Consider the following 12737-nt stretch of genomic DNA (forward strand, 5'->3'; position numbering starts at 1 on the left):
ATTCAGGTGCTTTTGACGTTGAACCTGCCCTGTGGCAATGGCTGCCTGGCCGTTGCCTGGTGTACTGGCGAACCCTGAACCCATCAGGGCTGCCATAAAAAACAGGATCATTTAATCAATGGCCACATACGAAATCCTGATAGCCGATGACCACCCGCTGTTTCGCAGTGCGCTGCATCAGGCCGTGACCCTGGGTCTTGGCCCCGACGTGCGCCTGGTTGAAGTGGCCAGCATTGCCGAGCTGGAAGCCCGCCTTACTGAAAAATCCGATTGGGACCTGGTGCTGCTCGACCTGAACATGCCTGGCGCCTACGGTTTCTCGGGGCTGGTGCTCCTGCGTGGGCAATACCCTCAGATCCCCGTGGTGATGGTCTCTGCCCAGGAAGACGCCGACGTAGTGGTGCGCTCCAAGGAATTTGGCGCCAGTGGCTTCATTCCAAAGTCCAGCGCGATGGAAGATATTCAGAAGGCCGTGCGCGCAGTGTTGGACGGTGATGTTTCCTGGCCGCCCCAAGCGTTTGAACAAATCAACGTGTCCGACGAAGCCAAGGCCGCCCGCGATGGCCTGGCCAGCCTGACGCCCCAGCAGTTTCGAGTGCTGACCATGGTCTGCGAAGGTTTGCTGAACAAGCAGATCGCCTACGAGCTGAGTGTGTCGGAAGCGACCATCAAGGCTCACGTCACGGCGATCTTTCGCAAATTGGGGGTGCGCACGCGGACCCAGGCGGCGCTGCTCTTGCAACAACTTGAGTCTATTTCGCAGCATTAAGTTGTTACCGATTCACGCTTTTTTGACTTTGCGTGATCTAGTTTCCCCACTTCTTTGGTTCAGTTGCCTACGTCTATGTCGCCTTTCAAGGGTCAAACCGGTCTCAAACGTATCTTTAATGCAGGGGGCTATTCCCTGGATGGCCTGCGCGCGGCTTTCACCGGCGAGGCGGCGTTCCGTCAACTGGTGCTGTTGAACGTCATCCTGATCCCGCTGAGTTTTTTCCTGCACGTCAGCCGTGTTGAGCGGGCGCTGCTGATTGCGGTGTGCCTGTTGGCCTTGATCGTTGAATTGCTCAATTCGGCGGTAGAAGCGGCGATCGACCGTATTTCTCTTGATCGCCATCCCTTGTCGAAAAACGCCAAGGACATGGGCAGCGCCGCGCAATTCGTGGCACTGACCATGATCACCCTGGTGTGGGCAGTGATTCTGATCTAACGATCAGGCAATGCTTGGCAGCACGATCTCGTCGCTGCGCTGAACCCCGGCGGTGAAGGCGCGGCACAGCTCCAGGAACTCGCGCATCGCTGAGGTTTGGTATTTCTGTTTATGCCAGATGAAGTAGAACTGCCGGGCCAGGTCCAGGTCCGGGGTTTCTACCGGCACCAGGCTGCCACGGCGAAATGCATCGCGCAGCGCCAGCCGGGAAATACACCCAATCCCCAAACCCGATTCCACCGCCCGTTTGATCGCCTCGGTATGCTCCAGCTCCAGGCGGATATTCAGCGCACTGCGGTGATGACGCATGGCTTGGTCAAAGGTCAGACGGGTGCCGGAGCCTTGCTCCCGCAGGATCCATGCCTCATGGGTCAACTCTTCCATGGTGGCCACGCCGCGCTTGGCCAGGTGGTGCTGAGGCGCGCAAAACACCACCAGCTCATCTTCCACCCAAGTTTGCACCTCTATATCGGGGTGGCTGCAGTCGCCTTCGATTAGACCCAGATCAATTTCGTAGTGCGCAACCTGGTGCACGATATTGGCAGTGTTCTGCACATGCAGCTTCACTTGGCTTTCCGGGTGCTGCTGCATGAAGCTGCCGATCAGCAGGGTGGCCAGGTAATTGCCAATGGTCAGGGTAGCGCCGACCGCCAGGGAGCCGAAGCCGGACTTACCGTTGAGCAGGTCTTCGATCTCCTTGGCCTGGTCCAACAGCGCCACCGCTTGAGGCAACAGCTGATGGCCCAAAGCGTTGAGACTCAGGCGTTTACCGGCGCGGTCGAATAATTGGCAGCTGGATTGGCGCTCCAGCTCGGTAATCGAGGTGCTGGCGGCGGATTGAGATAAGGCCAGAAGGCCAGCAGCGCGGGAGACGCTTTCCTGCTGGGCGACGGCGACGAAGACTTGCAGTTGACGGAGAGTAAATCGCATATCGATATAACCGATAACCCTTATCTTAATAATCCAGTTAACAGATATTGTCGCCGCCATTAGAATGCTGTGCAATTGCGCACTTCATCTTTGGCGCAGACCCATTCCCAGGAGTCCCCCGTACATGAGCAACATGAACCACGAGCGTGTCCTCAGTGTTCATCACTGGAACGACACTCTGTTCAGCTTCAAGTGCACCCGCGATCCGGGCCTGCGCTTCGAGAACGGTCAGTTCGTGATGATCGGCCTGCAACAGCCCAACGGCCGCCCGCTCATGCGCGCTTACTCCATTGCCAGCCCGAACTGGGAAGAGCATCTGGAGTTCTTCAGCATCAAGGTGCCGGATGGCCCGCTGACTTCCCAATTGCAGCACTTGAAGGAAGGCGACGAGATCATCATCAGCAAGAAACCGACAGGCACCCTGGTGCTTGACGATCTGAAGCCGGGTAAACACCTGTACCTGCTCAGCACCGGTACCGGCCTTGCTCCGTTCATGAGCGTGATCCAGGACCCGGAAACCTACGAGCGTTTCGAAAAAGTGATCCTGTGCCACGGCGTGCGTTACGTCAACGAAGTCGCTTATCGCGAATTCATCACCGAGCACCTGCCGCAGAACGAGTTCTTCGGCGAGGCCCTGCGTGAAAAGTTGATCTACTACCCGACCGTGACCCGCGAGCCTTTCGAAAACGAAGGCCGCCTGACCGACCTGATGCGCAGCGGCAAGCTGTTTCGCGACATCGGCCTGCCACCGATCAACCCCGAGGACGACCGCGCCATGTTGTGCGGCAGCCCAAGCATGTTGGATGAGACCAGCGAAGTGCTGAACAGCTTCGGCCTGAAGGTTTCGCCACGCATGCGTGAGCCGGGTGATTACTTGATCGAACGCGCGTTCGTCGAGAAATAACTGCGGTAAAAAATATGGGAGGGGGCTTGCTCCCGATGGCAGTGGATCAGTCAACTTGTATATCGACTGACCCACCGCCATCGGGAGCAAGCCCTCTCCCACATTTGGTTTCCGGTTTATCCCGCCGGAACCACTTCCAGCACACAAATCATCCCCGCCTCAGGATAGTGCCAGCGCACATCCACATCCCAGAACTGCGCCCCGTATTCGCGCTCAGGCCCAGGCGTCTGGTACGCCGGCCGTGGATCCTGTGCCAGACACTGATCGATCAACTCCACCAATGGCTCTCCAAGGCGCTGAGCGTGGCCTTGTGCCTGCTGCAGAGCCGTCTTCAGCCACTGCACGGGAATCAACTGCGGCGCTCCACTGGCGATGTTGTTGGTGGCCGTGTCGATGATGTCGGCGTAGGGCACATACGGCTTGATATCCAACACCGGTGTGCCATCGAGCAAATCGATCCCGGAAATCCACAGCCGCCCCGGCTCCACTTTGTCCAGCTTGACCACTGACTGGCCAATCCCGTTGGGCCGATGAGTCGCGCGGGTCGCAAACACGCCCATGGACGTGTTGCCGCCCAGGCGTGGCGGGCGCACTTTCAGACGAGGTTTATCTTCCAGGGCCTGGTGGAACAGGAACAACAGCCACACGTGGCTGACCTGTTCCAGGCCCTGTACCGCCTCACCCTGGTCGAACGGCGCCACCAACTCCAGCACGCCCCGCGCGGCAGGCGCCAGTTGCGGTTGGCGCGGGATGGCGAACTTTTCCTTGAAGCAGGAACGTACGAAACCGACGGGCGAGACCTGGTAACTCATGGCTTACGCACGAACCCGCAGCGTCAGGCCCTTGAGGAAGTTGCGCAGCAACTGGTCGCCACAGGTGCGGTAGTTGGTGTGGCCGAACTTGCGGAACAGTGCGCTCAGTTCAGGCTTGGACACCGGGAATTCGGCAGCCTTGAGGATGGCGTGCATGTCGTCTTCCTTCAGTTCGAAGGCCACGCGCAGCTTCTTGAGGATGATGTTGTTGGTTACCGGGGTTTCGATCGGCTGCGGCGGACGGCTTTCGTCCTTGCCGCGTTTGAAAATCACCAGGCCATCAAGGAAGTGGGCCATGACGTCATCCGGGCAGAACACAAAACCTTCTTCCTCATCTTTCTTGAGGTAAGTCAGCAGGTCTTCCTTGGTCACTTCCATGCCGCCGAGCTTGATCAGCTCGACCATCTTGTTGTCGCTGATGTCGAGCATGTAGCGCACGCTGCGCAGTACGTCGTTGTGAATCATGGTGGGCAATCCTGGTTTTCAACGGTGGGCGCCGCCGGGTGGGGCGGTGCCTGGAAAGGGGAGGCGGCTTAGAACTTCTCTTTGCCGGACAGGTAACGCCATTGGCCGACTGGCACTTTGCCGATGGACACGCCGCCGATGCGAATGCGGCGGATGGCAACGACTTTCAGGCCAACGGCTTCGCAGAACAGGGCGATCACGCCCGGTTGCGGGTTCTTCATCGCAAAGCGCAGGCGATTTTCGTTCTGCCAGCTGGCTTTCACGGCTGGCAGCTCTTTGCCTTTGTAGGTCAGGCCGTGGTTCAGGCGGTTGAGGCCGTGGGCAACCATGTCGCCTTCAACCTCCACCACGTATTCCTGCTCGATCTTGGCGGCATCGGCGGTCAACTTGCGCAGAATCTTCCAGTCCTGGGTAAACACCAACAGGCCGCTGGCCTTGGCTTGCAGGTCGGCGCTGGCGGTCAGGCGCAGGAAGTGGCCCTTGAGCGGACGCTTGCTGAAGCGGTGTTCTTCGGACAGGGTTTCGGCGCTGATCGAGGCCATTGCCGTCTCTGCATCTACACCGACCGGGGCGTGGAACAGGATGGTCACCGGCTCTGGCGCGGTGGCCTTGGCCTCTGGGTCCAGTTCGACCTTCTGGGTGGTGATCTTGAATTGCGGTTCGTCGATCACTTCACCGTCCACCGAGACCCAGCCGCCTTCGATAAACAGCTCAGCCTCCCGACGGGAGCAACCGACCAGTTCGATAAGGCGTTTGGAGAGGCGTATGGGGTCAGTCATGACAAGGGCCGTAACAAAAGGGGGCGGCTATTGTACCTGTGTGGGCGCGGTTAATCCCGGCCCCATTTCATTTAGCCCTGACGGGCCTTTTGTTGTTGCTGGCGCAGCCGCAGGTGCAGCAATGGATAAGGCTGCCCCAAGCCATCATGCTCGGTGCGCCCGATCACTTCGAAACCCTGCTTGAAATAGAACCCCAAGGCCTGGGGATTCTGCTCGTTAACGTCCAGTTCGTCGGCGTTCATGCTTTCGATTGCATAACGCAGCAACTGCCGGCCGAGGCCCTGCCCGCGGTATTGCGGGTCGATAAACAGCATCTCCACCTTACCGCACGCCACCCCGGCAAACCCGGTGATGCGTTGGCGCGGGTCACGGGTGCAGATCAGCATCACCGAATCCAGGTAGCGGGTCAGCACCAGGTTTTTCAGCAACTCGATGTAGCTGTCCGGTAAAAAATCATGGGTGGCCCGCACCGAGGCCTCCCAGATGCGCGTCAATTCTGCGTAGTCGCCGGTTTTAGGTGTGTGGATAACCGAATGCTGGCGCATGCCCGCTGCCCCTTGCCATGATGGGTGCCGATGGGCAAAACAATAGACCTAAAAAAGCCCCGCATCTTGTCCAGAGGCAGGGCTTTTCAAGTTTTTTTGATCAGTCGCGCTTTTCAGCCCACAGATCGTACTCATCAGCGTCGGTCACGGTGCACCAGACCTTGTCACCCGGCTTCAAGCCGCTGGCATCGTCGATAAACACATTACCGTCGATTTCCGGTGCATCGAAGAAGCAACGGCCGACTGCGCCTTGCTCGTCCACTTCGTCGATCAGTACTTCGATTTCCTTGCCGATACGCAGTTGCAGGCGCGCCGAGCTGATTGCCTGTTGGTGCGCCATGAAGCGCTCCCAACGGTCCTGCTTGACGTCATCCGGGACCACGGCCAGGTCCAGCAGGTTGGCCGGCGCACCTTCCACGGGCGAGTACTGGAAGCAACCCACGCGGTCCAGTTGCGCTTCGGTCAGCCAGTCCAGCAGGTACTGGAAGTCTTCTTCGGTTTCGCCGGGGAAGCCGACGATGAAGGTCGAACGGATGATCAGCTCGGGGCAGATCTCGCGCCAGTTCTTGATGCGCGCCAGGGTCTTGTCTTCGAAGGCCGGGCGTTTCATGGCCTTGAGCACTTTCGGGCTGGCGTGCTGGAACGGGATGTCCAGGTACGGCAGGATCTTGCCGGCGGCCATCAATGGGATCAGCTCGTCCACGTGCGGGTACGGGTAGACGTAGTGCAGGCGCACCCACACGCCCAGGCTGCTGAGGGCTTCGCAGAGTTCGGTCATGCGGGTTTTCACCGGCGCGCCGTTCCAGAAGCCGGTGCGGTATTTCACGTCGACGCCGTAGGCGCTGGTGTCCTGGGAGATCACCAGCAGCTCTTTGACGCCGGATTTGACCAGGCGCTGGGCCTCGTCGAGTACGTCACCCACCGGACGGCTGACCAGCTTGCCACGCATCGACGGGATGATGCAGAAACTGCAGCTGTGGTTGCAGCCTTCGGAAATCTTCAGGTACGCATAGTGACGCGGGGTCAGCTTGATGCCTTGGGGCGGCACCAGGTCGATCAGCGGGTTATGATCCTGGCGCGGCGGCACCACGTCGTGCACGGCATTGACCACCTGCTCGTACTGCTGCGGGCCGGTCACGGCCAGCACGCTTGGGTGCACGTTGCGGATATTGCCTTCTTCCACACCCATGCAACCGGTCACGATGACCTTGCCGTTTTCCTTGATGGCTTCGCCGATCACTTCCAGGGACTCTGCCTTGGCCGAGTCGATAAAGCCGCAGGTGTTGACCACCACCACGTCGGCGTCCTGGTAAGTGGACACAACGTCATAGCCTTCCATACGCAGTTGCGTGAGGATGCGCTCGGAATCGACGAGAGCCTTCGGGCAACCCAGGGAAACAAAGCCAACCTTGGGGTTGGCTTTTGCGATGGTGGTGGACATGTCTAACCTCGGTATTGAATGACGCCGCCAGTCGGGCACGACAGGGCTGCGGACGGGCGCTTGCTGCGCCTCTGATCAAAAAGTGCGCAATTCTAGCGACGGGCAACGCACTTGACCAGCTTTATGCAGGGAAATGCGACGAGTGCTGCGCTATGCTTCGCGCCGTTGCGCACGGGTAAAACCCTTGGGTCAATAAAACGTCTGTTACGAGAAGTAAAACAGCGCATGCTAGGGTCAGCTTAGACGCGTTGTTTATAAGAGACCTCAGGTCAAAGGGCAGGAGTGGTTGATGGGTCAGGCAAGTAGTCAGGCAGCAGGTGCCGAGCATTCCAACGCAAAGCCGATCGGCATGCTGGTGGCAGCGGTCGGGGTGGTTTACGGCGATATCGGTACCAGCCCGCTCTATACCCTCAAAGAGGTGTTCAACGGTGGTTATGGGGTGCAGGTCAACCATGACGGCGTGCTGGGGATCTTGGCGCTGATCTTCTGGTCGTTGATCTGGGTGGTGTCGATCAAGTACATGCTGTTTGTGCTGCGCGCCGATAACCAGGGCGAAGGCGGCATCATGGCCCTGACCGCGTTGGCGCGAAGGGCGGCAGGGGAGCGCAAGAAGTTGCGCAGTTTCCTCGTGGTGTGCGGCCTGTGCGGTGCGGCGCTGTTCTATGGTGACAGCATGATCACGCCGGCGATTTCCGTGCTGTCGGCCATTGAAGGCCTGGAACTGGCGTTCGACGGCCTGGAAAAATGGGTGGTGCCGATCGCCTTGGTGGTGCTGGTGGCGCTGTTCCTGATCCAGAAGCACGGTACTGACCGCATCGGCAAGCTGTTCGGGCCGGTGATGGTGACTTGGTTCCTGGTGCTGGGTGGCCTCGGCGTGTATGGCATTACCCTGCACCCTGAAGTGCTCAATGCCCTGAACCCGATGTGGGGCGTGCGTTTCTTCGAGGCCCACCCTGGCATCGGCGTGGCGATCCTCGGTGCGGTCGTGCTGGCGTTGACCGGTGCCGAAGCGCTGTATGCCGACATGGGCCACTTCGGTCGCAAGCCCATCGCCCGCGCCTGGTTCATCCTGGTGTTGCCGGCGCTGGTGCTCAACTATTTCGGCCAGGGCGCCATGCTGCTGGGCGATCCGGAAGCCGCGCGCAACCCCTTCTACTTGCTGGCGCCGAGTTGGGCGCTGATCCCGCTGGTGGTGTTGTCCACCCTGGCCACGGTGATTGCGTCCCAGGCGGTGATTTCCGGTGCGTTCTCGTTGACGCGCCAGGCGATCCAGCTGGGTTATATCCCGCGCATGCATATCCAGCACACCTCAAGCGCCGAACAGGGCCAGATCTATATCGGTGCGGTGAACTGGTCGTTGATGGTCGGCGTGATCCTGCTGGTGCTGGGTTTCGAGTCCTCCAACGCGCTGGCGTCGGCCTACGGCGTGGCGGTGACGGGGACCATGCTGATGACCACTATCTTGGTGTCGGCAGTCATGCTGTTGCTGTGGAAATGGCCCCCGATTCTGGCCGTGCCGGTCCTGGTCTGCTGCCTGTTGGTGGACGGGCTGTACTTCGCGGCCAACGTGCCGAAGATCATCCAGGGTGGCGCCTTCCCGGTATTGGCGGGGATTGTGCTGTTCGTACTGATGACCACTTGGAAGCGCGGCAAGCAATTGCTGGTGGACCGCCTCGACGAAGGTGGCCTGCCGTTGCCGATCTTCATCAGCAGCATTCGCGTGCAGCCGCCGCATCGCGTGCAGGGCACGGCGGTGTTCCTCACCGCCCGCCCGGACGCCGTGCCCCACGCGCTGTTGCACAACCTGCTGCATAACCAGGTGCTGCATGAACAGGTGGTGTTGCTGACGGTGGTCTACGAAGACATCCCGCGTGTCCCGGCCTCACGGCGCTTCGAGGTGGACTCCTACGGCGAAGGGTTCTTCCGCGTGATCCTGCACTTCGGCTTTACCGATGAGCCGGACGTGCCCGAAGCCTTGAAGCTGTGCCATTTGGACGGCCTGGATTTCAGTCCGATGCGCACCACCTACTTCCTCAGCCGTGAAACAGTCATCGCCTCGCGCATCAAGGGTATGGCCCGTTGGCGCGAAGCGTTGTTTGCGTTCATGCTCAAGAACGCCAACGGCAACCTGCGGTTCTTCAAGCTCCCGGTCAACCGGGTGATCGAGCTGGGCACCCAGGTCGAAATGTAAGCGCTGCGGTACGGGAGCCGGCAATCGGCTCCCGCTTTGCTTCTGAACCCTGTGCAATCCACTGTTGTCGACTAGGCTCTAAGCACTGTTGTGTAGGAGCGGGCTTGCCCGTGAAAAACGTTACGGTAACGCGTTAATCCTGGATAAACGCGGCGCCTATGAGACCTTCGCGAGCAAGCTCGCTCCTACAAAAGTGCCCAAAAGCCAAGAAGAGGTGCGCCATGAGTCAGCTGCTCGAACCCTATACCCTGCGCCAATTGACCCTGCTCAACCGCATCGCCGTGTCGCCAATGTGTCAGTACTCAAGTGTCGATGGTCTGGCCAACGACTGGCACCTGGTCCACCTCGGCAGCCGCGCGGTTGGCGGCGCCGGGTTGATATTCACCGAGGCCACTGCCGTGACCGCCGATGGCCGTATCACGGCCGAAGACCTGGGCCTGTGGAACGACGAACAGATCGCCCCCCTGCAACGCATCACCCGCTTTATTGCCGCCCAGGGCGCGGTGGCGGGCATCCAGCTGGCCCATGCCGGACGCAAGGCCAGCACCCACCGGCCGTGGATCGGCAAGCACGGCAGCGTCAAGCCGCAGGACGGTGGCTGGGTGCCGGTGGGGCCGTCGCCGATTGCCTTTGACCCGCAGCACACACAACCCAAGCCATTGGATGAGGCGCAGATCCAGCAGGTGATCGCCGACTTTGTCGCCGCCGCCAGGCGCGCCCTGACCGCCGGTTTTGAAGTGGTGGAAATCCACGCTGCTCATGGTTACCTGCTGCATCAATTCCTCTCGCCCATCAGCAACCAGCGTCAGGACCAATACGGCGGCTCCTTCGAGAACCGTATCCGCCTGGTGCTGCAAGTGACCGAAGCCGTGCGCGAAGTCTGGCCCCAGGAGCTGCCGCTGTTCGTGCGGGTGTCGGCCACCGATTGGGTGGAAGATGGCTGGAACCCCGATGAAACCGTGGAACTGGCGCGCCGTCTCAAAGACCTGGGCGTCGACCTGATCGACGTATCCTCCGGTGGCACTGCCGCCAACGCCGAAATCCCCACCGGCCCTGGCTACCAGACGCGCTTTGCCGAGCGCGTGCGCAAGGAGTCGGGCATCGCCACCGGCACCGTCGGCATGATCACCGAACCGGTCCAGGCAGAGCACATCCTGCGTACCTGCCAGGCCGACATCATCTTCCTGGCCCGTGAACTGCTGCGTGATCCTTACTGGCCGTTGCACGCCGATGATGATCTGGGCGGGCGCAAGGCCATTTGGCCGGCTCAGTACCAACGGGCGACCCATCGGGACCAGCCGATTCATGAGTCTGACTTGAGGGATTGATCCAGCATCGGCTCCATCGAAACCCACCTTGAATCGGTGGGTTTTTTTTGCCTGATGCTGTGGGATGAGGTTGTAGGTATTTGTTACCGAAGTGATTTTTTAAGTGAATACTCTAAAAAAATCCCACACGTGACGAGATTGTTTCTACGCTTAGGTTAGGACTGATTTCTGGCCCAGGGAGTCAGTCTGTTTGTCCACGGGGGCATTGCGCTTCACGGGAAACGGTTTGTGGGCACAGGAGTATTTGATCGATATCAGGAGAAACAGTCCATGGCCAAGTCCTATGGTGTAGCGGGTGTGGTGGCGTCTTTTTTCACCCGCAGGGTGTCCTTGCGTGGCCGCAGGTTAAGTTCGGACGAAGCCGAATTACTGGCGCAGTATCGCGCCCTGACCGAGAGCGATCAGGTGGCGATGCGCTATCTGATTGGGGCGATGAAGAGTGTGTCGCGGTTCTGATGCCGTGCTGAAGGATCGTTCCCACGCAGGGCGTGGGAACGATCTGGATCAGGTGTACTTACGTTGGTCCGGTGCAGGCGGGAAGTACTGATACAACCAGGTTTCACTCAGGGTGCGGTCCTGGGTGCGGATAAACAGACGCAGTTCCACCGGCTCTACGCTGTCGCTGGTAGGGTACCAATCGAACAGAATGCGATAGCCCTTGATGTTGTCGAGCACCAGCACGCTGAAATCCTTCACTTCACCGTGGGAGCAGGTCACCACCGGCTCGATCCCGGTGCCGGCTGGCAGACGGTCCAGGCCGCCACCCTTGAAGTCCACGGCAAAGCGGCGTGCCCACACTTGCGGGTAGTGCTCGCCCGGCGCCCAGCCTTCGGTAAAGCCGCCCATGCCGGAACGGGTCGCGTCGACTTGCGCCAGCGGCGTGCTCACTGGTGGCAATGCGCTCCAGTACAGCTTGTAGCCATAGTTGAGTGAGTCGCCGGCCGCCACGGGTTTTTTCGGGGTCCAGAAGGCCACGATGTTGTCCAGGGTCTCGCCGGTGGTGGGGATTTCCAGCAGGTCGATCGAGCCTTCGCCCCACGCGGTGGTCGGTTCGACCCACAGGCTTGGGCGCTTGCTGTACCAGTCGACGGTGTCCTGATAGCTGGCGAATTCATGATCGGTCTGCACCAGGCCGAAACCTTTCGGGTCGGTGTCGGCGAACGCGTTGAACTGCAACTTGGCCGGGTTGTTCAACGGGCGGCAGATCCACTCGCCGTTGCCACGCCACATCGCCAGGCGGTCCGAATCGTGGATTTGCGGATGGATGGTGTCGCACATGCGCCGCTCATGGGTGCCGCAGCTGAACATGCTGGTCATGGCTGCAATGCCCAGCTGTTCGATGGCGGTGCGGGCATTGATGTTGGCGTCGATGGCCATCACCACCTGGTTGGCCTGGCAGTCGATATCGAAACGATAGGCACCGGTGGCGCTCGGCGAGTCGAGCAGGGCGTAGACCACAAAGCGGGTCGCGTTCTTGTCCGGGGTCTCGAACCAGAACTGCGTGAAGTCGGGGAACTCCTCGCGTTTTTTCGCGTAGGTATCAATCGCCAGGCCACGGGCGGAGAGGCCGTACTGGCCGGTGGAGTCCACCGCGCGGAAGTAGCTGGCGCCGAGAAACGACAGCACGTCATGGCGATCCAGCTCCGGCGCCTTGAACAACTTGAAGCCGGAGAAACCCAGGTCGCCGGTCAGCTGTTTGGTGTCGACAGTGGTTTTTTCATAGTTGAACAGCGAAGGACGGAAATGCACCTCACGGGCTTCACGGGTCTTGGGGTCGACGCTGTGCATGCGCACCGGCGTCTTGAAGCCCATGCCGACGTGGAAGAACTGCACGTCGAGTTGGCCGTTCAATTCCTTCCACAGCGAATGGTTGCCGTCGTAGCCGATGGCATTGAAATTCTGCGGGGTCATGGTCGCCAGTGTGGGCGGCAGCACCTGTTTGGTGTCTTTATACGCGGTGCCGGCGAGCTGCTTGGCTTGGGCCTTGAGCGTTTCAAAATCGAACGCCACGGCCTTGCCATCGGCGGCACGGTTACCGGCCCAGGCCTGCGCGGCAAGCAGGCCGCTGGCTGACAAACCGGTGTAGGCCGCAATGGCCATGGAGGCTTTGAGCAAATTCCTGCGGTGCATAGAGA

General features: G+C 60.0%; 13 protein-coding genes. 6 read left to right on the forward strand and 7 right to left on the reverse strand.

Features of this window, described 5'->3' with window-relative positions; translation table 11 throughout:
- Positions 1-118: 118 nt before the first annotated feature.
- Positions 119-769, forward strand: a complete 651-nt coding sequence (gene erdR / locus M2397_RS02945) for a response regulator transcription factor ErdR (RefSeq protein WP_131697345.1) — start codon at positions 119-121, stop codon at positions 767-769.
- Positions 770-844: 75 nt separating this feature from the next.
- A complete protein-coding gene (locus M2397_RS02950; protein WP_065938722.1) occupies positions 845-1207 on the forward strand; it encodes a diacylglycerol kinase in 363 nt (120 codons plus the stop codon).
- Positions 1208-1210: 3 nt separating this feature from the next.
- On the opposite strand, the gene M2397_RS02955 is transcribed toward M2397_RS02950, so the two are convergent.
- Positions 1211-2137, reverse strand: coding sequence for a LysR family transcriptional regulator (locus M2397_RS02955; RefSeq protein WP_042944277.1), 927 nt, complete (start codon positions 2135-2137; stop codon positions 1211-1213).
- Between the two features lie 124 nt (positions 2138-2261).
- Here M2397_RS02955 and fpr point away from each other — a divergent pair, with 124 nt between their 5' ends.
- The gene (fpr, locus tag M2397_RS02960; RefSeq protein WP_024073760.1) at positions 2262-3041 is read left to right on the forward strand and encodes a ferredoxin-NADP reductase; all 780 of its coding nucleotides are present in this window, start codon (positions 2262-2264) and stop codon (positions 3039-3041) included.
- A 116-nt stretch (positions 3042-3157) separates the two neighbouring features.
- On the opposite strand, the gene tsaA is transcribed toward fpr, so the two are convergent.
- From tsaA to rimO, 5 genes are all read right to left on the reverse strand, one after another.
- Positions 3158-3853 carry a tRNA (N6-threonylcarbamoyladenosine(37)-N6)-methyltransferase TrmO gene (gene tsaA / locus M2397_RS02965; RefSeq protein WP_131697344.1) on the reverse strand — a complete coding sequence of 232 codons (696 nt, stop codon included), beginning with the start codon at positions 3851-3853 and terminating at the stop codon, positions 3158-3160.
- A 3-nt stretch (positions 3854-3856) separates the two neighbouring features.
- Positions 3857-4318, reverse strand: coding sequence for a DUF1456 family protein (locus tag M2397_RS02970; protein WP_131697343.1), 462 nt, complete (start codon positions 4316-4318; stop codon positions 3857-3859).
- Positions 4319-4386: 68 nt separating this feature from the next.
- Positions 4387-5097, reverse strand: a complete 711-nt coding sequence (locus tag M2397_RS02975; protein WP_027604539.1) for an rRNA pseudouridine synthase — start codon at positions 5095-5097, stop codon at positions 4387-4389.
- A gap of 71 nt (positions 5098-5168) precedes the next feature.
- Positions 5169-5642, reverse strand: a complete 474-nt coding sequence (locus M2397_RS02980) for a GNAT family N-acetyltransferase (RefSeq protein WP_131697342.1) — start codon at positions 5640-5642, stop codon at positions 5169-5171.
- Between the two features lie 100 nt (positions 5643-5742).
- Positions 5743-7083, reverse strand: coding sequence for a 30S ribosomal protein S12 methylthiotransferase RimO (gene rimO / locus M2397_RS02985; RefSeq protein ID WP_005785474.1), 1341 nt, complete (start codon positions 7081-7083; stop codon positions 5743-5745).
- 289 nt (positions 7084-7372) lie between these two features.
- On the opposite strand from rimO, the gene M2397_RS02990 reads away from it, so the two are divergent.
- The 3 genes from M2397_RS02990 to M2397_RS03000 all read left to right on the forward strand — a co-directional run bounded on the left by M2397_RS02990 (position 7373) and on the right by M2397_RS03000 (position 11058).
- On the forward strand, positions 7373-9274 hold the full coding sequence (locus M2397_RS02990) for a potassium transporter Kup (RefSeq protein ID WP_027604535.1): 1902 nt from the start codon (positions 7373-7375) through the stop codon (positions 9272-9274).
- Positions 9275-9495: 221 nt separating this feature from the next.
- Entirely contained in the window at positions 9496-10602 is a 1107-nt protein-coding gene (locus tag M2397_RS02995; protein ID WP_259242279.1) for an NADH:flavin oxidoreductase/NADH oxidase, read from the forward strand.
- A gap of 270 nt (positions 10603-10872) precedes the next feature.
- Entirely contained in the window at positions 10873-11058 is a 186-nt protein-coding gene (locus M2397_RS03000; RefSeq protein WP_131697307.1) for a hypothetical protein, read from the forward strand.
- Between the two features lie 48 nt (positions 11059-11106).
- Here M2397_RS03000 and M2397_RS03005 read toward each other — a convergent pair whose 3' ends face one another.
- Positions 11107-12732, reverse strand: a complete 1626-nt coding sequence (locus M2397_RS03005) for a glucan biosynthesis protein D (RefSeq protein ID WP_131697306.1) — start codon at positions 12730-12732, stop codon at positions 11107-11109.
- Positions 12733-12737: the final 5 nt, after the last annotated feature.

This window comes from Pseudomonas sp. BIGb0381 (genome assembly GCF_024809815.1).
Lineage (GTDB): Bacteria > Pseudomonadota > Gammaproteobacteria > Pseudomonadales > Pseudomonadaceae > Aquipseudomonas.